This window comes from Cytobacillus spartinae (genome assembly GCF_042865285.1).
Classification (GTDB): Bacteria; Bacillota; Bacilli; order Bacillales; family Cytobacillaceae; genus Robertmurraya_A; species Robertmurraya_A spartinae.
The window spans coordinates 40,854-59,945 of sequence record NZ_JBIACK010000007.1 but is presented as its reverse complement, the minus strand read 5'-3'; the positions used below and the strand labels follow the sequence as shown (position 1 = coordinate 59,945).

The following is a 19,092-nucleotide window of genomic DNA, read 5'->3' as shown; positions in this document are numbered from 1 at the left end:
TTGGATACACAATTTTTGGTCTCATTATCGATTATACTAGCAACATTTGCTTTATACATTGGGATTGCGGTCTACAATAAGGCGAAGGCTACATCAGACTTTTATGTAGCAGGACGCGGAGTACCACCGATTTTCAACGGGATGGCCATTGGTGCTGACTGGATGAGTGCCGCTTCATTCATTGGTATGGCGGGTACGATCCTACTTTTAGGTTACGACGGACTGGCTTATATCATGGGATGGACAGGTGGTTATTTATTACTAACCTTCTTATTAGCACCGCAATTACGTAAATACGGCCGTTATACTGTTCCTGAATTCATTGGGGACCGTTTTGATAGCCATACAGCTCGTGTTATCGCTGCGATCTGTACCATCATTATCAGTTTCACATATTCCATTGGACAGTTATCTGGTTCAGGGGTTGTAATTGGACGTCTTTTTGAAATCGATGCAAAGCTAGGAACGATGATTGGGGTAGTATTAATTGCGTTCTATGCAGCATTCGGTGGAATGAAAGGGATTACATGGACACAGGTAGCTCAGTACATTATTTTAATCATTGCTTACTTAATTCCAGTTATCTTTATGAGCTTACAAATTACAGGAAACCCAATGCCTTGGCTTTCCTACGGGGAGCTTGTTGGAAAAATGGGTGAGCTCGACCGTGAGCTAGGGATCTCTGAATACTTTGCTCCGTTTACGAACGGTACGAAGTGGCAGTTCTTAGCCCTTATGTTTACTCTAATGTGTGGTACAGCAGGTCTTCCTCACGTAATCGTTCGATTCTATACCGTATCTACGATGAAGGCAGCTCGTTGGTCTGGTGCATGGGCTTTATTATTCATCGGTCTACTATATCTTTCAGCTCCGGCTTATGCAGCTTTCTCAAGATTCATTCTAATGACGAAAGTAGCTGGTAGTAAAATTAGTGAGCTACCTGCATGGACAAAAACATGGGTGGACACTGGAAAACTTCAAGTTGCAGATACAAGTGGAGATGGAATTCTTCAGTGGAATGAATTAATTATTTCAAATGATATCGTCGTTATGGCAACTCCTGAGATTGCGAATCTTGGAGTATTCGTTATCGGTCTAGTAGCTGCAGGTGCAATGGCGGCTGCGTTATCAACAGCAGGTGGATTAATGATTGCTATTTCTTCATCGTTTGCACATGATATCTATTACCGAGTAATGAGACCGAATTCAACAGAGAAAAATCGCTTGGCTGTAGCTCGTTGGTCAATTGTTGTTGCAACATTATTTGCGGGTCTAATTGCATTAAATCCTCCAGGAGCCATTACACAAATCGTTGCGTGGGCATTCGCACTTGCTACCGGAACCTTCTTCCCGGCGCTAGTACTAGGTGTTTGGTGGAAGCGCTCCAATGCAAAAGGGGTTATCGCAGGACTATTAGTAGGTCTAGCTGTCACACTATCGTATATTTTTGCTGCGAAATATGGTGGTTTCACAATCCTAGGTATCATTGATACAGGCGCAGGTGTATTTGGTGCAGCCGCAGCATTCCTAGCAAATATTATTGTTTCCTTATCAACAGCAGCACCATCTCAAAAAATCCAAGAAGAAGTTATTGATCTAAGGTATCCTGAACAAATGGTATACAAAGACGGTGAGGTTTGGATGAATGATGATGGATCAAAAACAGTGTAATAAAGAAATTCTAGAGGCTGTGAGGTTCCACCCCTTTTTTCAAGGGGTGGACTATAACACAGCCCTTTCCCTTATACAAGATTGTGAAATACGTAACTATGAAAAACAAGAGATGATGTTAAAAAAAGATAAGCCTCGAGAGGGACTTTTATTAATCATGGAAGGAACATCCGAGGTATTTGTTAGAAATGATCATAATGAAAGAGAAGAAGTTTTAGAGGTCGTGCAAAAGGGTGAGTTAATTGGATTCTCAAGCTTAGCGGACTTTCTAGGTGTTGCAAAACCTTCAAAAACAGAAGTGATGGTAGAGGTACGTGCGGTTAGCTCGGTAAAAGCCTTATTCATTCCATTTGAAGTCATTACACGACGTTGGGATGATCCAAATGTGCATGATTACTTGCTGACTCAAGTATCTATTCGGTTAAAAGATATCTATGGATCACTAGCGGAACAAGTAAAGCTAGCAAGGGATTTTGGAGAAAATGATGCATTTATGATGAGAGTTCAAGATCTCATGAGTGAATCTGTAGTAGCGGTTAGTCCGGCTACAAGTGTTCAGGAAACTGCACGAAAAATGCATGAGAAAAGAACAAGCTCTGTTCTCGTTACGGATGGGAGTGTGCTGAAAGGGATTATTACAGAGCGTGATATGGTATCTAGGGTGGTTGCAAAAGGCATCCCATTATCAACTGAATCACAGCATATCATGACGAAAAACCCCCACACCATCTCGAAACTAGCTTACTACTATGATGCTATATCTTTAACTCTTCTAAAAGGGGTAAAGCACCTTCCTGTTATGGAAGATTCAAAAGTGATTGGAATCGTCACCCTATCTGATTTGCTAAGGAAAAAGAATGCGAATGTGATGAAGACCATTCAAAAAATTGAACAAGCGGATGAACAGACCTTGCCGACTGTTAAAAATGCCATTTATGAAGTGCTAGACACCTTATTAAAGGACCAAGTTCCAATATTAAAAACACTCGATATCGTGACAAAACTTTATGATCGTTTGGTCATTAGAGCTGTCGAGCTATCTGTTGCGAAGCTTAAGGGTGAAGGGTTAGATCAGCCATGTTCATTTGCTTTTTACCAAATGGGAAGCAGTGGGCGTGGAGAGCAATTTATGTTAACGGACCAAGATCATTTTCTAGTTTATGAAACTTCGAGTGAGTCAGCAGTGAACTACTATACATTGTTAGGAAAAGAGATTACTGCCCATATGGAAGCAGCAGGATATGCTCGATGTAAAGGGCTAATGATGTGTAGTGAGGGAAAATGGAGAGGGTCTGTTACAGAATGGCAGGAACGCTTGAGAAAATGGATGCTTCATTCAACCAATGACAATCTATTGTTGGCTCAAAACTTTTTTTCCTATCGTTTTATTACTGGCAGCCTGACTCTACACGAAGAGTTTGAGGCTTCTTTTGTAGACCTACTCCAGAGATCGAAAATCTTCTTATTTAGATTAGCACAAATAGAAAAGGACTATCAGATTCCAACATTGGATCAACCAATTCGCTCTTTATTTAAGCTTGAAAGAAAAAGCATTGATATGAAAAAAGAGGTTTTGTTCCCATATCACCATAGCTTACAAATTTTATCCATCCTAAATGGAAAGACATCAGGTACCCCGATTGAAAAAATTGAATATCTAGAAGGAAAAGGTACACTTACACATGCCTTTGCACATGATTTAAAAGAAGCGGTAGATCAAATTCTTTCTCTATATGTTAATCAACGCTGGCAGCAGGCTAAAAGAGGCGTTGAATTAAAATCAACGGTTGGGTTCACACAATTATCAACACGAGAAAAAGAAGAATTAATTCTGAGTTTAAAAACTTTGAAGGAGCTTCAGAGTCAAGTGTTTGCTCACTTTTCTGTATAAATTATCCTACACAAGCTATCAAAAACGTTAGGAGGTTGGTAATGTTTTTTCAAAGAAGAAGTGTAGAGGTTCCAATTGTTTATAATCAAATCCCGTTATCAACTCCTATTGAGAAGCTTCGCTTTGTCGTGTTTGATACAGAAACAACCGGGTTTCAAGTGGCGACAACAGATAGACTGATAGAAATTGGGGCGGTTCCAGTTCAAGGCTTTGAGGTAGTGGAAAAGGAAACGTTCCAGACATATATCAACCCAAACCGACAAATTTCTCGGGAAATAACGGAACTTACATCCATTTCAAACGAAAAGGTGGCAGGTGCTCCCAAATCATTAGAAGGAACCTTGAGTTTTTTTGAGTATGTAAAGTCTTGGGAATCTGTTTGCCTAGTTGGTCATTATGTGGGCTTCGATGCTCTCGTTTTAAAGAGTGAATTAAAACGGGAAAAAATGACCCTGAAAAATATGTTCACCATTGATACGCTTGATTTAATAGGGTTCCTCGCTCCTTCCTATGACATGAGGGATTTAGAGAGATACGCAATGGCATTTGGAACAAGAATCTATGAAAGACATAGTGCTGTTGGAGATTCTTTAACGACTGCTTATTTATTTGTTGAGCTGCTCATGCAATTTCGCGATCGAGGTCATAAGACATGGGGAGAACTTATTAAAGCGACGGAGAGTCAGGCGAGGTCGATGCAATTTTAAAAGGGCTGGGAAAGGTTCCAGCCCTGATAAGTTGTAAGCTCTATTGAATGGTAATTAGAGCACCATTTCTATGGGATATAAACACATCTTTACCTGAAAATTGTTGATACAGTTCTGCTGTACCATAAGGAACTCTTAGCGATAAGGCTCCTCTTTTAGTCTGGAATTCTACCGTAAATTTATCAGCAGCTCCAACAACTTTTGCGGAAGATAACAGATGGTCTTCCTTTATAATGAGTTTCTGATTAATAACGACCATCTCATTTTTTAACCGATTTAGACTCTTAATTTCCTCAACGGATACGTTAAAACGCTTTGCGATTCCCCATAGGCTATCCCCAGCCACAACGGTGTAAATCGCTGCTTGTTTTAGATTTTCCTCTGGTTTAGCTTGAGTTGGAATATGAACGACTTGTCCTGGGTAAATGATGTCGGACCGTAATTGGTTATAATCCATTAAATCCTTTTCAGATACCCCGTGTTTTCTCGCAATGCCAAATAAAGTTTCTCCACTTTGGACGATATGAGCCGGTTCTTCCTCATCCATAGGGATATGCTTTTCTGTTGGCACTTCGAGCAATTGTCCTACTTTAATTTTATCAGATGAAAGCCCATTAACAGCTTTAAGTTCTTTTACGGTAGTATGATAATCCTTTGATATTTTGGTTAAAGTATCCCCTTTTTTGACCGTGTAAGTCCCAATCGGAGCTGCGCCTACTTTGTTCTCTATCCCAAACAAAGAACTCGCAGTTACAGCAGTTGCTAATGTTACACCTGCTAATTTCCTAGTATGATGCTTGCGGGCTACACGCTTTACTTCCAAGATTCGTTCTTTTCTCGTTCTGTTGACTGAATTCATGCGATTCCTCTTCCCTCTGTTACAAATTGGTTAAAAACCCATATTTATCCCCAATTCTACGTGTTTCGACAAATGCCCTCAATAGGGACAAAATCGTGAAAATACAAGTAGTAAATCCCCTACTTAATAACCTTATTCCAGTATTCCAATGTGCTATAAGCCCTGTTATTTGGAAGGGAAAAGGAATATAAGGATTATAAACTATTAGTATAGACTTATTATGAGGAGGACATGGTCTCAAGTAACGAGTAGAAAATGTACCCATTTTAGTAGAATGATTAGAAAAAAGTCCCGTGAAAAGAGATAGTTCTAAAGCTATAAATTTGTAGTTTTAATTTAGAGAATTCTCATAGTACCCAATAAAAGAGGCTAATCCAATAACGGATTAGCCTTTTTTTGATCGACTTATAATCTAAACTTTTGAACAAGTTCTCGTAAATCCTGTGCCATATGGCTTAAAGAATCGGAGGATGATGAAATCTCTTCCATCGATGCTAGTTGTTCTTCTGATGAAGAAGCTACGTTCTGTGAATTGGCTGACGTTTGTCTTGCAACGTCTTCGATTAATTCTATTGTTTCTTTTACCTTCATGGCGTTCTCATGCGCAAGTTCTGTTGAAGCGGAAACCTTCTGGATTTGGTCGGTAACATTTTTAACAGACGCTAGTATATTCTCAAATAGCTCTCCGGCTTCGTTCACGATCTCAACTCCTTCATGAACATCGCTCGTCCCTTTAGACATGGCTTCCATGGCCTTTGAAGAATCAAACTGGATTTCTTTAATCAGTTCTGATATTAGAGTTGCTGATTTCTTCGATTCTTCTGCTAGTTTCCTAACCTCATCTGCAACAACGGCAAAACCTTTCCCATGTTCACCAGCTCTAGCAGCTTCTATGGCTGCATTTAATGCTAGTAGATTGGTTTGTTCTGAAATACCAGTGATTACTTGAATAATTTGACCAATCTCTGCTGATCTGCCCTCTAATTTCTTTACTACATCCGATGAGTTGCTAACAGAGTGAGTAATGGTGTTCATTTGGTCAACCACTTTTTGAATAATTTTATGACCATGTTCTGCCTCATTCGCAGCAGAAGTGGAGGACTGTGAAACTGAAGTAGCCATTTCAGCTACCTCACTTATGCCTTTTGCCATATCTTTTAGAGACTTTGTACCATCCTCAATACTTCTTACTTGTGTTTCATTAGAGGAGGCGATTGACTGCATAGCGATTGTTACTTCATTAGTAGCTAGCTTTGTTTGCTCAGCACTAGCAGATAACTGTTCAGATGATGCAGCAACTTGCTCACTGGACACATGTACTTGCTCTAATAATGCACGGATGGTTCGGGCCATTTCTTTAAAGGAAACCGATAGCTCGCCAATCTCATCATTTGATTTATATTCTTGTACTTCTACCGCCAGATTACCATCTGCGATTTCCTTCGCACTCTCATTCAACGATTTTATCTTTCTTAAATAACTACGAATAAAGATATAGTAGATAATAGTTCCTAAAACAAGTGTAACGGCGCTAATTAAAACAGATATAAGCTTTAGTGCGCCTAGGTTTTCATAGAATTCTTCAGTGTAAGCACCAATTCCTACCATCCAGTCCCATGGTTCATAATATGACATATAGGCGATTTTTTCTCGAGTTACCGTTTCTCCCTTATTCATCCAATCATAAATGTGAATTCGATCTTCAGGATTCTCATTTTTAGACATATTAATCATATCTACAATTAAATAGTTTCCAGCTGCATCCTGTACTTTAGAATTATCATTTCCTTCTAATCCCTTTGGATGTGCCGTCCCGATAGCATTGCTATCAAAGGCAAACATATAGCCCTGAGTTTTATATAAAAATGCTGCCTTTGTAAAATCTCTGAGGTTCTCAGTTGTAGGAGGACCTGCTATGTAACTAGCAGCAATCGACTGCGCTTCCTCAAGGCTTATTTCACCACTTTGAACCTGGTTGTCTAATTGACCTAAAATAGCGATTGCACCGTTTACTGAATGTTGTAAATCTGTGATCCCTGCTTCAACGAGCTGATTTTTAGCAAAATTATAACTAATGGTTCCAAAAGAAACGGAAACGAGCAAAAGAATAACAAAGTTTAAGATTAAGATTTTAGCTGTAAGCCCTTTCATTTTAAAAATACGTTTCATCTCTATTTCCCCTTTATCCCTAATTTATTGATGATCTTTTTATAATCTCTTTGGACGTGAAATATAGTACCCTTGTAATAGGGGTATCCCAAGATTTTTGGCTGCTTGCAATTCCTCCTCTTTCTCAATCCCTTCAAGTACAAGCTTCATTTCCTTTTTCATTTTTGCTAGAAGAGAGTGAATTTTATTCTGCTTTTCTGTTGAGTTAGGTAAACCATCTGAAAAGCTACGGTCTAACTTAATATAATTTGGAGAATATTCAGTTATTTTTTTAAGAGATAAATCAGTTAATACAAAGTCGTCAAAAGCAATCTTAAACCCCTTTGCTTTCAAAAACTTTAGCCTTAAACTGAACATATCTAATGTCCAGTATGGTTCTTCATTTGAATCCTCATTAATTTCGAATACTACTCTATTTTTAATGCTTGGATAGTTGTTTAATAAACGTTTTATAAAGATAGGGAAGTCTGGGTGTATGATCGTTGAAGGAAAAATATTTAAGAATAAGAAGTGCTCGTTCAAACAAGTAACGGGAAATTCAGATATAGCATTGGATATGGAACTCGTATCAAGTTCATATAAGCATCTATTGTTTCTAGCTTCCTGAAATAGAGTTACCGGATTAAGTGCTTGTTTAGACCTTATGAAAGCTTCATAAGCAAAAATTGAATTTTTTTCAAGGTCCCAAAGTGGTTGGTACTCATTAAAGAAATTTTTATATCGTACTATATCCCTAATCTCTAAAGCATGCATGGGTACAAATCTCCTAATTTAGTTATGTATATCTAGTTCTAATGTTCTACATTTGACATTGTAAGACAAATTATACCAAAGTAATGGAAATATTCAATCAGTTATTCAAAAAAAGTTCACAAAAATTTCAATATTTTGATTTATGTAGCATATTAGTAGATTAAAGTTGTCATATCATGGTAAATTATGTACAAAAATAATAAATCTTTAGGCAGGTATATATGACAACGACTTTACCTAGACATAACCAAATTGGAGAAAAGATAAGACTAGTTAGAAAAAAGAGACAGATGACTTTAGGTGAACTAGCAGAGGGTATTTGTTCCGTAGGGAAAATGAGTAATATTGAAAATGGACGCCAGCCAATTAAAGATGAAGAATTACAATTGTTTTGCGAAAAACTAGATATGCCGATAAGTTACTTTGCGGATCCTGATATTTCAGAAAAACTTTCTGAACTAGATTATATGAAAGTGAAAATTGGTGACTTAATAGGAATTGAAGATTGGACGTATGCAAAAAGTACGTTAGAGAACTTTAAACTGAAAATCACCGAGTACCAGGTCCCTAATCGGTTCATTGACTATTATTTTCTGTCCGGTTACGTATACATGAAAATGCTAGAGTTTGAACAGGCTATAAATAACTTTGTGAAGGTTATAGAAGAGGAAGAGGAGAATTCCTACAATTTAACTTTAAAAATTAGGGCCTGTAACGCATTAGGTGGGATCTATTTCACTTCCAAAAAGGTAACGAAGAGTCTCTATTACTTAGATAAAGGGTTAGAGCTTTCAAAAGATAGTCCTACAGTAACAAAAGAAGAACGGGATAAAAACTACTATAATCGCTCCATCATCTATTTGTATCTTGGATCAAATTATAATGCGCTAAGAAATATTAACAGTGTAAACCTTACTGCTATTCATTCTATAGAAGTGTTATATATAAAATTTTTAATAAAGCTATTGGAAGAAGAACCTGTTCAAGGGCTAAAAGATGAAATTTTAGCATTAAGAGTTAAGTGGCAGGATGTAGGCGATCCAGACCAAATCCTTCTCGGATGGGCTCTTGCTGTTTATACGATTGGTACAGCAAAGGATCCTATCAATACATCGCTGTTAAAAAAGCTAAAGGAAAGTTCTATAGGTGATTTACAGTTTTTTTTAGAAGGGGATTCTAATAAGGAGAAGAAACTAACCATTCTTCAACTGGCGATTTATCTATGTTTAAAGAATCATGAAGACCAGCCTTATATGGAACAATTATTTAGTGTTTCAAGAGTTTTATTAAGTGGGATTCAACATCATTTATTAGAAGCTCGTAACCTCTTCTTTGAAGGAAAGTACACTCTCCAATACACGCAGGATAAAAATAAGGTATTAGAGTTATTCAAGCTTGCACTTGACACTCTGGATAAAGAGTACGATGGCTTTTTAAAAGCAGATATTATTTATGAGATTAGTAAACTCAATCAAAGTGCTAATATGGAAATGGAAGCTTTAGAGGTGTACCATAATCACCTGCAACACCGATTCTTGTTTACTTACTTCCATGAGCTTGTTTTGCCGACGTTTAAATTTTAAATCGAACCCCTGTCACTCTTGCGGCAGGGGATTTTTTTATATTTTTTTGAAAACCTTCTATAATCCCTAGTTTCCCGTGGAATCTGTCCAATTTTCAAAAAACTTTCGTGATACCTTGTCCCTATTGCGTTTTTCGTGCATATATCGTCCACTCCCCTAATAAAATGTTACAAACCTACAAAGAGAGTGTTTGAGGTGAGGAATCGTTTGGAACATAACGGAGATTTAGTTGGGGACATGTATAATCCTTGTAAGATCAGAAGGCAAATGCTTTCTGCCGCACTGTAACAATACCTATACCTTTATGAATACCATTGTAGATACCATGCGGAATACCAGTATTTCGACGAAGCGAAAAGCGAGTCTCATTTCACACTTCTCACATCCAATTTAGGGAGGGCGAGTGGTGTGCACGATTACATCAAAGAGAGAACTATCAAGATTGGAAAGTATATCGTGGAGACGAAAAAAACAGTTCGCGTAATTGCGAAGGAGTTTGGCGTATCCAAAAGTACAGTCCATAAAGATCTAACAGAAAGGCTTCCTGAAATAAACCCAGAGCTAGCAAATGAAGTGAAGGAAATTTTAGACTACCATAAATCGATCCGCCACTTAAGAGGTGGAGAAGCTACGAAAATGAAATATAAAAAAGAAGAATTAGAAGGTGAGCCTGTCCAATAAATCCAAGATTTAAATCTTTTCTCTTTCCTTTTGGTTATTACGTAAGATTAGTTTGGGAAGGAACACGAAGTTTTTGATGAATGGGTCAAATTCGTGATCCTTCACCATGGTATGTGTCACTCTATTAAGCGAAAAAAGCCTCTCATTAGACAAATTTTGCAAAAAATCCACACTTTTTGACAAAAGATTATTTTATTTTTAACAAGTGTGATAAAATAATCTATTAGGAAACAGCATAGTTCGTAAAGGAAATTGATACTTTCTGTGCGAGTAGCGCTAACACAACAAAAAGTGGATACAGCACTTAACTATAACATTAAACACACTACAAGATGATCTTAGGCCGCTTAAAAGGCGCTTTCGAATAGAACGTGACCATGTCGAGGAGGAAAAGAAGAGAATGTTCGCTAGGGATATTGGAATTGATTTAGGTACAGCAAACGTACTAATTCATGTAAAAGGCCGTGGAATTGTTTTAAATGAGCCATCTGTTGTGGCAATAGATAAGAATACGAACAGGGTTCTAGCAGTAGGTGAGGAAGCAAGACGAATGGTCGGTCGTACGCCAGGAAACATTGTGGCGATCCGTCCATTAAAAGATGGAGTGATTGCTGACTTTGATGTGACAGAAGCGATGTTAAAGCATTTTATTAACAAGTTAAATGTAAAAGGCTTCTTATCAAAGCCACGTATTTTGATATGCTGTCCAACAAACATTACGAGTGTTGAGCAAAAAGCCATTAAGGAAGCTGCTGAAAAAAGCGGTGGTAAAAAAGTGTATTTAGAAGAAGAGCCAAAGGTTGCTGCCATTGGCGCAGGTATGGACATTTTTATGCCAAGTGGAAACATGGTTGTAGATATCGGAGGAGGAACAACCGATGTTGCAGTATTATCAATGGGTGATATCGTAACTTCTTCCTCCATAAAAATGGCCGGCGACAAATTTGATAATGAAATTCTTCATTACATAAAGCGCCAATATAAACTGTTGATTGGGGAGCGTACTGCTGAGAATATTAAAATCAGTATTGCAACGGTGTTCCCAGGATCACGAAATGAAGAAATGGAGATCCGCGGTCGTGACATGGTAACTGGATTACCTAGAACGATTACCGTCGGTTCTGAGGAGATTGAGCTTGCACTACGTGAATCAGTCGCTGTTATTGTACAAGCAGCGAAAAGCGTATTGGAACGAACACCACCAGAACTTTCTGCAGACATCATCGACCGAGGTGTTATCTTAACAGGAGGCGGAGCACTTTTACACGGAATTGACATGCTCCTTTCTGAAGAATTAAAAGTTCCTGTCTTAGTAGCTGAGAATCCAATGGATTGTGTAGCAATCGGAACAGGAATTATGTTAGATAATATCGATAAATTACCTAGACGTAAAATGGGGTAAAAATAGTAAGAGCAGGCACCCGAAGCAGTGGGTGTCTGTTTTTTTGTGTAAAATACTCCATGTTAAGACATAAATCTACAGAAATAGTCCATTTTCTTAAAAAACTTAATGTTTATTCGGCAAATTTTTCTTATAATAGAGTATAGTATGTTTTTTTACATAAAGAATTTATTCATTCATATATAACAGAAAATTGCTTGTTGAAAGAGGTGGTATGATGTTCAGAGGCTTTTATACAGTGGCATCGGGAATGATTACGCAGCAACGCAGAACGGATATGCTAACAAATAATATGGCAAACGCGAATACGCCAGGCTTTAAGGCGGACCAATCTTCCTTAAGAGCGTTTCCTGAAATGTTGCTACAAAGGTTTGAATCGCAATCGGTACCGACAGAAAAGGGATTAAACCTGCCTTTTAATAAAACCATAGGTCCTATCAATACGGGTGTGTACATGCAGGAAGTCATGCCGAATTATATTCAAGGGGCGTTAAACACAACCGATCAACGAACAGATATTGCGTTGATCGATATTAATATGCCACCTAATGAAGAAAATGGAGTGAATGGGTCTGTGTTTTATACGGTTCAAGGCCCAACAGGAGAAGTTCGCTATACTCGAAATGGAGACTTTACCTTAGATGGACAAGGCTTTTTAACAACGGCTAGTGGACACTATGTATTAGATGAACAAGGGAATACGATTCAACTTGCGAATGATCAATTTTCGGTAGGTGAAAATGGTCAGTTAACAGGAGCAAACGGAGAAGTGGCGCGTTTAGGTGTTGGCTTTGCAGCAAATCCTTATCAACTGGTGAAAGAAGGGGATGGCCTGTTCCGAACAGAGGACGGAAACCCACTTGCAAATGCTTATAATGAAGCAGGTATCCAGTTTAGATTACAACAGGGAGCACTAGAACGCTCAAATGTTGATGTAAGCCGAACAATGACCGATATGTTAACAGCGTATCGAGCGTTTGAAGCGAACCAAAAGGTTTTACAAGCCTATGATAAAAGTATGGAAAAAGCCGCAAACGAAATTGGACGTTTATAATAGATAATTAGATTTTTATCAGGAAGGAGGAAATAAATATGAATCGTACGATGATAACGGCAACAAATACGCTTACGCAGCTCCAAAAACAAATGGACATGATTTCGAACAATATGGCCAATATTGACACAAACGGTTTTAAAAGAAGAGAAGCGACGTTTACGGAATTGTTGTATCAGCAATTTAATAATCAGCCGAATGTGAATGATGAAGCGAACCGCTTAACGCCTAATGGAATTCGCCAGGGAACTGGTGCGAAACTTGCTCAAGCACAGCTAGTTATGGCACAAGGAAGTATTAAACAAACCGATAGACCGTTAGACACTTCATTTATCCAAGAAGGCCAATTGTATAAAGTGGTAGTGCAGAGTGAAAACGGAAATGATATATTATATACTAGAGATGGTGCTTTCCATTTATCTCCATTAGGAGAGAATGAGCTTCTTCTAGTCACAGGAGACGGAAACCCAATCTTAGATGAAAATGATAATCCTATTGTCATAAATGGCGAACCAAAGGATTATTCGATTAGTGAAAATGGACAGCTTACGGTTACCATGAGTGACGGAGAAAACCAAGTATATAACCTGGGAGTTGTTCAAGTGAACAAACCTCAGTTTTTAGAGCAAAAAGGAAACAATCTCTATGGCCTTCCAGCAAATTTTGAAGGTTTAAATGTACCGATAGAGGACATTTTTACAGAATTAGTTGGTCCATTACGTGATCAAATTGGTATTCGCCAAGGCGCTCTTGAACAATCCAATGTTGACATGTCAAAGGAAATGACAGAGCTTATTAATGTTCAGCGTTCCTATCAGTTTCAATCAAGGTCCATCACGATTGCAGATCAGATGATGGGGCTAGTTAACGGAATTCGTTAAAAGGGGTATAAACAATGGCTTTAAACAACAATGACAAGGAAGCTGCCCAAACTCGGGAACAGCTAAAAAAACAAAAAGAAGAACAGAAGGAAACGTTGAGCTCAAAAAGAAAACGAATTCGCGTTCGTTTAATTCCAATATGGCTCAAGGTTTTCATTGTTGCTGTTTTATTAGTTGCGAGTGTAATTCTCGGGGCCATGGTCGGCTACAGTGTTATGGGTGAGGGAGAAGCTAAGGATATTTTTGAAAAATCAACTTGGACTCACATTATGGAATTAGTGAATAAGGAAAAATAAGTGTAATGGGCTGGTAACCTTGGGGTTATCGGCTTTTTTTGTTGTCTGTGTTAAGCAGTATTTAGTGATGATTACTTTTTGTATGTTGGCCGTAAGCCGGACAGCAAAGTAATTAGATCAGACTTGACGTTTAATATTACTTCGGACAGTAGAATCCCTTTTTGCAGTTAGTACAGTCCGATAGTGGATTCGCCTTCGGACAGTAATATACTATTCACAGCTAGGTACAGTCCGAAGTGGGCTTGCCTTCGGACAGTAATATACTATTCACAGCTAGGTGCAGTCCGAAGTGGGTTCGCCTTCGAACAGTAATAAACCATTCACAGCTGGTGCAGTCCGAAGTGTGCTTGCCTTCGGACAGTAATACGCTATTCACAGCTAGGTATAATCCGAAGTGTGCTTGCCTTCGGACAGTAAAGCACTATTCACAGCTACTGCAGTCCGAAGTGTGTTCGCCTTCGAACAGTAATAAACCATTCACAGCTGGTGCAGTCCGAAGTGGGCTTGACTTCAGGCAGAAACACACAATTTCACAACTACTCTAGTCCGAAGTTATTCCAACTTCAGACAATCTCCCGCTCTTTTTTCATCTCCCCCCTTTCAAAACTAAGGTAGAGCCCTACGAAATCCCCTATTCCCCAAAATTAACTCATGACAAATGTCACCCCACATTCATGACATCAACCACTAATCCATCATTTTCCACCAACTTATAATAAAAGTAAGAAATCACGGAGGTGGAAACATTGAACGAAATTTTATCACTTCAGAATGTATCCAAACAATTTAAAGATAAAGTAGCGGTTGATCAAGTCTCATTTTCTATTAAGAAAGGGGAGGTTGTTGCCATCCTTGGTCCAAATGGAGCGGGGAAAACGACGACTTTACTTATGATGCTAGGCTTGCTCGAACAAACAAGCGGCGATATTAAACTATTTAACGAAAATCCAAGAACAAAGAGTGTCCGAGAAAAGATAGGCGCCATGCTTCAGGAAGTAAGCGTCATTGATGCCTTAAAGGTCAGTGAAGTCATTCAATTGTTCAGAAGCTATTATCCAAAGCCACTTGGATTTGAAGAACTTGTACAAATTACAGGTTTCCAAGAGGATGAACTGAAAAAGAGAGCAAATAAACTTTCAGGTGGGCAGAAAAGAAGGCTGGCATTTGCGCTTGCACTCGCGGGGAATCCAGATTTACTATTCTTTGATGAACCGACAGTCGGCATGGACATTACATCAAGAAAGATGTTCTGGAATACGATTAGTACCTTAAAGGAACAAGGGAAAACGATTATTTTTACAACACATTATCTACAAGAAGCGGATGATATTGCAGAGCGAATCCTATTATTCCATAAAGGATCAGTCGTGGCTGAAGGGACACCGAAAGAGATTAAGAGAAGGCTTTCTAAACAGTCAGTTAGCTTTCAGTCGAACCAAGAAATTCCTATTGAAGAACTACGAAATCTTAGTGGTGTAACGGAGGTCTTCACAAAGGATCATCGCACACATGTGGTAGCTGAAAATACAGATCTTGTTTTAGCATACCTTTTTGAAAAAAAGCTTCAGATTTCTGCTGTTCAAATTGAACAAGGACGTCTAGACGAAGCGTTTGAGCAATTAACAGAAGCAAGCAAGGAGGCCATATAAAATGAATGCACTTACGATGCAATGTAAAGTAGAAATCATTAGAATCATGAGGAATCCCTATTATGTTTTTTGGTCACTATTTATGCCGATTTTATTTTACGTCATCTTCACAAAAATTTTTAACTCTGGGATGGAGAACGAAACGGAATGGCAAGCACATTACTTAATGTCGATGACGATCTTTAGTGTAATGGGGTCAGCGATTATGACACTTGGGATTAGATTAGTAGAAGAAAGAACCCAAGGATGGTCTATGTTTATGAAGGTCACACCGCTATCCGAGAACGCCTATTTCTTCGCTAAAATGGTCGGGCAAACGTTGATTCATGTTCTATCAATTGTTGTAATTTTTGCTTCAGGAGCTATCATCAATGGGGTAAGTTTATCCCTGTACGAATGGGTGATGAGCGGGTTATGGATTCTTGGTGGATCTTTACCATTTTTAGCTTTAGGAACCCTCGTAGGAACAATGAAAAGAGTCGATACAGCATCCGGAGTGAGCAATGTGATTTACATGCTACTCGCCATAACAGGTGGATTATGGATGCCAATCGAAATCATGCCGAGTATCATTCAAGATATTGCAAAGTGGTTACCATCCTTTAATTTAGGAAATGGCGCATGGGAAATCATTCGTGGTGGAAGTCCTGAATGGATGAATATCCTAATTTTAAGCGCTTATTTAATCCTGTTCATGGTATTATCTAGTTATATTAGGAGAAAACAGGAAGCGACGGTGTAACATGAAAGTTGAGATTTTTCCTAGAAGGTTTGGATTTTTTCCATACGTATTTCTAGTCTATCTATTTATGCCAGGCTATTATATTAGTCTAGAGAATGGAATAAAAATGGCGATTGGATACGCAATGCTACTAGCCTTCTTAGTGACTTATCGCCAGCTTTATTTCTCTTTAGGAGAGAAAAAGTTTACTTATTGGCTAGTACTTCAAGTCGGAATCATCTTATGTCTATCGATTTTTTATAACATAAACAATTTATTTCTAGGATTTTTCCCTGCAAACTTTATTGGCTGGTACGAAGATAAAAAAGTATTTTACCGTGCACTCGGACTGTTTGCCCTAACAATCGTCACCCCATTATTAATTCACCTTGATAATCTTTTACCAAGAAATTTATTCTATTTTGTACCCTTCATCATTATTATGATTGTGTCACCATTTGGGATTCGCTCGATGAATAGTCGGATGGAGCTCGAACGGAAATTAGATGAAGCAAATGAGCAAATAAAAGAACTCGTGAAGCGTGAGGAAAGAATGAGGATAGCCCGCGACCTTCATGATACGTTAGGCCACACTCTGTCTTTACTAACGTTAAAAAGCCAACTTGTTGGAAAGTTGGTAACGAAGAATCCTGAACGCGCAAAGCTTGAAGCGAAGGAGATGGAAAGAACATCACGTTCAGCGTTGGCCCAGGTCAGAGAACTTGTATCCGATATGAGGGCCATTACGATTGCTGAGGAGCTAATTGAGACTCAGAACATCCTACAATCAGCAGGGATTACGCTAGAAATAGTTGGGGATACAAGTCTTCCTAACGTCCCCCATTTGACACAAAACATTTTAAGCATGTGTCTACGGGAGGCAGTTACAAATGTAGTAAAGCATAGCAAGGCATCCCGTTGTCGAATTGAAATCATTCACGAGGTCTCAAATATTAAAATCATTGTAAAAGATGATGGCATCGGGATTGATAAAAATAATAAAGATGGAAACGGATTAAAGGGAATGGGCGAAAGGCTAGATCTGATTGATGGCACGGTAAGTTTATCTGATCAAAAGGGAGCTAAGCTCATCATATCCGTTCCTGTCATTATAAAAGAAAGAGAAGCAGGTGTTGGCTTTTGATAAGAATTATAATTGCCGAAGATCAGAGAATGCTAAGAGGAGCTCTTGGATCTTTGCTTGATTTAGAGGATGACATCGAGGTCATTGCACAGGTAGAGAATGGAGACGAAGCCCTAAAAGCTATTCTTACATTGCAGCCAGATGTTTGTTTAATGGATATAGAGATGCCAGTCAAGTCAGGTTTAGAAGTAGCAGAAATGTTAAAAACAGGAGGATCCTCTTGTAAAATTATCATTCTTACCACGTTTGCTCGTCCCGGATATTTTGAACGGGCTGTAAAAGCTGGTGTTCATGGTTATATGTTAAAGGACGGCTCTAGTGATGATCTAGCTGAGACCATTCGAAATGTCATGAGAGGAAAAAGAGAATTTGCCCCTGAATTAATTTTTGGAAGCTTTAAAGAAGATAATCCTCTCACAGAACGAGAGCAGGAGGTATTAAGGCTTGTGGCAGAAGGAAAGACGGCTAAGGAGATCTCATCACAACTCTATTTATCTTCAGGAACCGTGAGAAACTATATGTCTGAGATTATTAGTAAATTACAGGTGAAAAATCGGATTGAAGCCATTGCCACCGCACAAGAAAAAGGGTGGATCTAATCTAATTCTTGCACACCTATCCTCCTTCCGATACAATATAATAAAACCTAGTATTAGTAGGAGGTACTAATTATAATGATGGACATTAATGAGATTAAAGAAATCATTCCACACCGCTATCCTTTTTTACTTGTTGATAAAATTTTAGAAATTGAAGAAGGCGTTAGAGCGATTGGTATTAAAAATGTAACGGCAAACGAAGAGTTTTTCAACGGACATTTTCCTGATTATCCAGTTATGCCGGGAGTACTGATTATCGAAGCTTTAGCACAGGTCGGTGCTGTTGCCATGCTAAAGAAAGAAGAAAACAGAGGCAGACTTGCTTTCTTCACTGGAATCGACAATTGTCGAATTAAAAGGCAAGTAAAACCAGGGGATCAGCTTCGCTTAGAGGTTGAAATGACCCGTGTCCGTGGCTCATTCGGAAAAGGAAAAGGAATTGCGACGGTTGATGGAGAAGTAGCGGTAGAAACTGAAATTATGTTTGCTTTAGGGGCAAAGAAGGAATAACGTTACTTAAGTTGTTAAATAGTTGTTTCAAAAGGATCCAAGCTAGTCATTCAAGTGACTGGCTTATTCGAATTTCTCGACAAAATTTCTTTTCATTGATTTTTTCATTTTATGCAAATAATTGCTGTATTTGGGCAATATAACATCAGACCCTTTACAGGTCAAAATGAACAATTATTGAAAGGAGTTGTTATTATGAATAAAAAGCTTTTAGCACTAATTTGTGGTTCAGTTCTTTCTGCTATGTTATTAGCTGGATGTGCAACAGATCAAGAGCCGCCTCCAGAGGATGACATGACAGAAGAGAATGGCAACGTCGATGAAGACGGTATGGTAGATGATGATGGTGTGGTTGATGACGAAAATGGTACAAACGGCGGAGATGAAACGGCTGACCAAAACACCGAAAATGATGGTGACATAATGGAAGACGAAAATACTCCTGAAGAAGAAATCGCAGAAGATCAAAACGATATGCAGGACCAAGACAATACAGATAATTAAAAGACAAGGGGCGGGGTA

18 protein-coding genes are annotated in these 19,092 nt (G+C 38.5%); 15 read left to right on the top strand and 3 right to left on the bottom strand.

The window, feature by feature from the left end; all coding sequences use genetic code 11:
* From ACFYKX_RS14565 to ACFYKX_RS14555, 3 genes are read left to right on the top strand one after another with little or no spacing between them, the layout of a single operon-like run.
* A complete protein-coding gene (locus tag ACFYKX_RS14565; RefSeq protein ID WP_389361788.1) occupies nucleotides 1–1,671 on the top strand; it encodes a sodium:solute symporter family protein in 1,671 nt (556 codons plus the stop codon).
* Nucleotides 1,652–3,562, top strand: coding sequence for a DUF294 nucleotidyltransferase-like domain-containing protein (locus ACFYKX_RS14560; protein ID WP_389361968.1), 1,911 nt, complete (start codon nucleotides 1,652–1,654; stop codon nucleotides 3,560–3,562). The genes ACFYKX_RS14565 and ACFYKX_RS14560 overlap by 20 nt, the downstream gene beginning before the upstream one ends.
* 41 nt (nucleotides 3,563–3,603) lie before the next feature.
* On the top strand, nucleotides 3,604–4,269 hold the full coding sequence (locus ACFYKX_RS14555) for a 3'-5' exonuclease (protein ID WP_389361787.1): 666 nt from the start codon (nucleotides 3,604–3,606) through the stop codon (nucleotides 4,267–4,269).
* 40 nt (nucleotides 4,270–4,309) lie between these two features.
* On the opposite strand, the gene ACFYKX_RS14550 is transcribed toward ACFYKX_RS14555, so the two are convergent.
* From ACFYKX_RS14550 to ACFYKX_RS14540, 3 genes are all read right to left on the bottom strand, one after another.
* Nucleotides 4,310–5,128: a LysM peptidoglycan-binding domain-containing protein gene (locus ACFYKX_RS14550; RefSeq protein WP_389361786.1), complete on the bottom strand. Its 819-nt coding sequence runs from the start codon at nucleotides 5,126–5,128 to the stop codon at nucleotides 4,310–4,312.
* A 405-nt stretch (nucleotides 5,129–5,533) separates the two neighbouring features.
* Nucleotides 5,534–7,297 carry a methyl-accepting chemotaxis protein gene (locus tag ACFYKX_RS14545; RefSeq protein WP_389361785.1) on the bottom strand — a complete coding sequence of 588 codons (1,764 nt, stop codon included), beginning with the start codon at nucleotides 7,295–7,297 and terminating at the stop codon, nucleotides 5,534–5,536.
* Nucleotides 7,298–7,336: 39 nt separating this feature from the next.
* The gene (locus ACFYKX_RS14540) at nucleotides 7,337–8,050 is read right to left on the bottom strand and encodes an EAL domain-containing protein (protein ID WP_389361784.1); all 714 of its coding nucleotides are present in this window, start codon (nucleotides 8,048–8,050) and stop codon (nucleotides 7,337–7,339) included.
* 221 nt (nucleotides 8,051–8,271) lie between these two features.
* Between ACFYKX_RS14540 and ACFYKX_RS14535 the strand changes: the two genes are divergently transcribed.
* From ACFYKX_RS14535 to ACFYKX_RS14480, 12 genes are all read left to right on the top strand, one after another.
* Nucleotides 8,272–9,633: a hypothetical protein gene (locus ACFYKX_RS14535; RefSeq protein WP_389361783.1), complete on the top strand. Its 1,362-nt coding sequence runs from the start codon at nucleotides 8,272–8,274 to the stop codon at nucleotides 9,631–9,633.
* A 408-nt stretch (nucleotides 9,634–10,041) separates the two neighbouring features.
* Entirely contained in the window at nucleotides 10,042–10,314 is a 273-nt protein-coding gene (spoIIID, locus tag ACFYKX_RS14530; protein WP_389361782.1) for a sporulation transcriptional regulator SpoIIID, read from the top strand.
* A gap of 400 nt (nucleotides 10,315–10,714) precedes the next feature.
* Nucleotides 10,715–11,716, top strand: a complete 1,002-nt coding sequence (gene mreB / locus ACFYKX_RS14525) for a rod shape-determining protein (RefSeq protein WP_389361781.1) — start codon at nucleotides 10,715–10,717, stop codon at nucleotides 11,714–11,716.
* A 217-nt stretch (nucleotides 11,717–11,933) separates the two neighbouring features.
* Entirely contained in the window at nucleotides 11,934–12,770 is an 837-nt protein-coding gene (locus ACFYKX_RS14520) for a flagellar hook-basal body protein (protein ID WP_389361967.1), read from the top strand.
* Nucleotides 12,771–12,808: 38 nt separating this feature from the next.
* A complete protein-coding gene (locus tag ACFYKX_RS14515; RefSeq protein WP_389361780.1) occupies nucleotides 12,809–13,651 on the top strand; it encodes a flagellar hook-basal body protein in 843 nt (280 codons plus the stop codon).
* Nucleotides 13,652–13,665: 14 nt separating this feature from the next.
* Nucleotides 13,666–13,947 carry a DNA-directed RNA polymerase subunit beta gene (locus ACFYKX_RS14510; protein ID WP_389361779.1) on the top strand — a complete coding sequence of 94 codons (282 nt, stop codon included), beginning with the start codon at nucleotides 13,666–13,668 and terminating at the stop codon, nucleotides 13,945–13,947.
* A 746-nt stretch (nucleotides 13,948–14,693) separates the two neighbouring features.
* A complete protein-coding gene (locus tag ACFYKX_RS14505; RefSeq protein WP_389361778.1) occupies nucleotides 14,694–15,596 on the top strand; it encodes an ABC transporter ATP-binding protein in 903 nt (300 codons plus the stop codon).
* Between the two features lies 1 nt (nucleotide 15,597).
* Nucleotides 15,598–16,338 carry an ABC transporter permease gene (locus tag ACFYKX_RS14500; protein WP_389361777.1) on the top strand — a complete coding sequence of 247 codons (741 nt, stop codon included), beginning with the start codon at nucleotides 15,598–15,600 and terminating at the stop codon, nucleotides 16,336–16,338.
* A 1-nt stretch (nucleotide 16,339) separates the two neighbouring features.
* Entirely contained in the window at nucleotides 16,340–17,461 is a 1,122-nt protein-coding gene (locus ACFYKX_RS14495; protein WP_389361776.1) for a sensor histidine kinase, read from the top strand.
* Complete coding sequence (locus tag ACFYKX_RS14490) at nucleotides 17,458–18,060, top strand: response regulator (protein WP_389361775.1); 603 nt, start codon at nucleotides 17,458–17,460, stop codon at nucleotides 18,058–18,060. Before ACFYKX_RS14495 ends, ACFYKX_RS14490 begins: the two co-directional genes overlap by 4 nt.
* A gap of 75 nt (nucleotides 18,061–18,135) precedes the next feature.
* A complete protein-coding gene (gene fabZ / locus ACFYKX_RS14485) occupies nucleotides 18,136–18,570 on the top strand; it encodes a 3-hydroxyacyl-ACP dehydratase FabZ (protein WP_389361774.1) in 435 nt (144 codons plus the stop codon).
* Nucleotides 18,571–18,765: 195 nt separating this feature from the next.
* Complete coding sequence (locus ACFYKX_RS14480) at nucleotides 18,766–19,074, top strand: hypothetical protein (protein WP_389361773.1); 309 nt, start codon at nucleotides 18,766–18,768, stop codon at nucleotides 19,072–19,074.
* Nucleotides 19,075–19,092 lie beyond the last annotated feature (18 nt).

Bases quoted from the DNA above. Each gene is read 5' to 3' on its own strand.
- ACFYKX_RS14560 (WP_389361968.1), top strand. From the start codon at position 1,652: ATGGATCAAAAACAGTGTAATAAAGAAATTCTAGAGGCTGTGAGGTTC.
- ACFYKX_RS14520 (WP_389361967.1), top strand. From the start codon at position 11,934: ATGTTCAGAGGCTTTTATACAGTGGCATCGGGAATGATTACGCAGCAA.
- ACFYKX_RS14540 (WP_389361784.1), bottom strand. From the start codon at position 8,050: ATGCATGCTTTAGAGATTAGGGATATAGTACGATATAAAAATTTCTTT.
- ACFYKX_RS14535 (WP_389361783.1), top strand. From the start codon at position 8,272: ATGACAACGACTTTACCTAGACATAACCAAATTGGAGAAAAGATAAGA.
- ACFYKX_RS14555 (WP_389361787.1), top strand. From the start codon at position 3,604: ATGTTTTTTCAAAGAAGAAGTGTAGAGGTTCCAATTGTTTATAATCAA.
- fabZ (WP_389361774.1), top strand. From the start codon at position 18,136: ATGATGGACATTAATGAGATTAAAGAAATCATTCCACACCGCTATCCT.
- ACFYKX_RS14510 (WP_389361779.1), top strand. From the start codon at position 13,666: ATGGCTTTAAACAACAATGACAAGGAAGCTGCCCAAACTCGGGAACAG.
- ACFYKX_RS14515 (WP_389361780.1), top strand. From the start codon at position 12,809: ATGAATCGTACGATGATAACGGCAACAAATACGCTTACGCAGCTCCAA.
- ACFYKX_RS14480 (WP_389361773.1), top strand. From the start codon at position 18,766: ATGAATAAAAAGCTTTTAGCACTAATTTGTGGTTCAGTTCTTTCTGCT.
- ACFYKX_RS14545 (WP_389361785.1), bottom strand. From the start codon at position 7,297: ATGAAACGTATTTTTAAAATGAAAGGGCTTACAGCTAAAATCTTAATC.
- ACFYKX_RS14495 (WP_389361776.1), top strand. From the start codon at position 16,340: ATGAAAGTTGAGATTTTTCCTAGAAGGTTTGGATTTTTTCCATACGTA.
- ACFYKX_RS14550 (WP_389361786.1), bottom strand. From the start codon at position 5,128: ATGAATTCAGTCAACAGAACGAGAAAAGAACGAATCTTGGAAGTAAAG.
- ACFYKX_RS14500 (WP_389361777.1), top strand. From the start codon at position 15,598: ATGAATGCACTTACGATGCAATGTAAAGTAGAAATCATTAGAATCATG.
- mreB (WP_389361781.1), top strand. From the start codon at position 10,715: ATGTTCGCTAGGGATATTGGAATTGATTTAGGTACAGCAAACGTACTA.